Consider the following 2,251-nt stretch of genomic DNA (forward strand, 5'->3'; position numbering starts at 1 on the left):
CGGTTCCCCCCGGCCGGTTCTCCCCGCCACGTTCCCGCGTCCGGGCAGTTCGCGCGAACGGGGACCAGGCTCGGCCCCGCACCACATCGGGCCCGCGTACCCGACCCGCGCCACCCGAGCGGGACGTGAAGCGGAACGGTCACGAGGGCAGGACCGCCGGGGAGACGGCGGACCGCACCAGCAGGCGCGGGCTTCCCGAGCCCGTCGCGGGCAGTGACCACAGGTCGCCGCCGAAATCGCCCGGGAGCGAGTACAGCAGCGTCCCGTCGTCGTACCAGAGGGCCTGGTCGTCGACGCTCCGCTGCTCCGCCAGCCCGGTTTCCGCGCCGGTGGCGAGATCCAGGACGTACAGGCGCCAGGGGGCGTCGTCGGGCAGGCCGGCCACCCTCTTCTTGAACGCGATCCGGTCACCGTCGGGGGAGAGCGAGGGGCATTCCACGTTGTCGCGCAGCACGCGCAGTTCACGGGCCCCCAGGTCGCCCTCGACCAGGTGCGTCCGGCCTCCCGTGGCGAGGGTCGCGTAAAAGCGGTTGTCGTCGGCGGCGAAGGTCACCCCCCAGAAGTTGTGGTCGGCCGCCTGACGGCGCCGGCCCCCGTCGAGCACCGCGAAGTCCTCAAGGCTCGGGACGAGTACGCCCGACCGGGTGTCGTAGAGGGCGGTACGGGTGGAGAAGCTGCCGCCCGCGTACGAGTCCCCGCTGACGAACACCGTCCAGGCGAGCAGCCGGCCGCTGGGGGAGACCCGCGCGCGCGTGGGCGTACCCGGGACCTCGAAGGAACGGACCGGCCGGAGCGCGGAGTCGAGGACCAGCGCCTCGTAGCGCGGCACGACCCCGCCCGCGCGGCGCAGGCACACGCCCGTGCCCGCGGCCGCGTGGAAGCGCAGGCAGCCCTGGGGCGCGGTGGTACGCGCGTCCGCGGGCGCCGTCAGCGGCACCGAGGCGATCATGTCGCGGTCCGGCCCCCAGGCCAGATTGCGGAACAACAGCCGGCCCGGCTGCTCCAGGCCGACCGCGCCGGACGACGCGCGGGGCCCGCCCGGGCGGGCCTCCTCGCGATCGCCGGCCCGGTCCGCGGCCCGGACCACCGACACCACGGCCGTCGCCGCCAGCAGGGCGGAGAACAGCACCAGGAGGAGGACCTTGCGCAGGGTGTGCGTCATCGCAGAGCTCCCTTGCCGAGCAACCCGACTGCCGCCAGTGACAGGGCGAGACCTGTGGCCGCGCCGGCCAGCGCGACACCGGGGCCCGCGTACGTCCAGCCGGCGCCGAAGAGCAGCGCCCCCGCGAAGCGGGCCAGCGCCTGCGCCGTCTGGACCACGGCCATGCCGCTCGCCCGCAGGCGCGCGGGCAGCAGCGGTCCCGCGGCCGCCATCAGGACGCCGTCGGTGGCCGCGTAGAACGCGCCGAGGAGGAACAGGACGAGCACGGCCGGGGCCGCGCCGCCCAGCGGGGAGAGGAGCAGCAGGTACGCCGCCGCCAGCGCGGCGTGGCCCGCCAGGAAGACGGGGCCGCGCCCGGCCCGGTCCGCGAGCCTGCCCAACGGGACGGCGAGCAGCAGGAAACCGGCCGCGGTCGCCACCGGCAGCAGCGGGAAGGCGGCGGCGGGCAGGTCGAGGCGCCGCTGGAGCAGCAGGTAGACGAAGGAGTCCCCGACGGTGAACACGCCGAGCAGGGCCGCGGCCAGCGCGAGGCGCCGCACGCCGCGGTCGCGGAGCACGGTCGTCAGCCCCCGCCCGCCGGGCGGTGCGGGAGTCCGGGCCGGGCGGGTGCGGATGTCCCGTACGAACAGCGCGAGCAGCAGCACCGCGAAGGCCGCCACGCAGAAACTCACCGTGAACACGGCCTCGTAGGCGTCGTGCGCCACCCACAGCACACCGAAGGCGGCGAGCGGGCCGAGGAGCGCGCCGGCCGTGTCCATGGCCCGGTGCACCCCGAAGGCCCGGCCCTGCCCCTCGGGTGTGGCGGACAGGGAGATGAGCGCGTCACGCGGCGCGGTACGCAGGCCCTTGCCGGCCCGGTCGGCGGCCAGGACCGCCCCCACCGCCCACGGGGTGGAGACCGCGAGCAGCCCCAGTTTGCAGACGGCGGACAGGGCGTACCCGGTACCCGCCACGAGCTTGTGGCGTTCCGTCCGGTCGGCGACCTGGCCGCCGGCCAGCCGTAGGAGGGCGGTCGCGCCCTGGTACAGCCCGTCGAGCGCGCCGAAGGCCAGCGGCGACATGCCGAGGCCCACGACGAGGTAGAGCGGC

Annotated in this window: 2 protein-coding genes; both read right to left on the minus strand. The window is 76.0% G+C overall.

From position 1 onward, the window contains the following. Positions 1-139 precede the first annotated feature (139 nt). Positions 140-1,162 (minus strand): TolB-like translocation protein, encoded by a 1,023-nt coding sequence (locus tag OG447_RS32195; protein ID WP_266941198.1) that lies wholly within the window; start codon positions 1,160-1,162, stop codon positions 140-142. Beyond that, on the minus strand, positions 1,159-2,251 hold a 1,093-nt coding region (locus OG447_RS32200; RefSeq protein WP_266941199.1), incomplete at its 5' end, for an MFS transporter. The genes OG447_RS32195 and OG447_RS32200, both read right to left, overlap by 4 nt.

The sequence above is a fragment of the Streptomyces sp. NBC_01408 genome (genome assembly GCF_026340255.1).
In the GTDB taxonomy this organism is placed as follows: domain Bacteria; phylum Actinomycetota; class Actinomycetes; order Streptomycetales; family Streptomycetaceae; genus Streptomyces.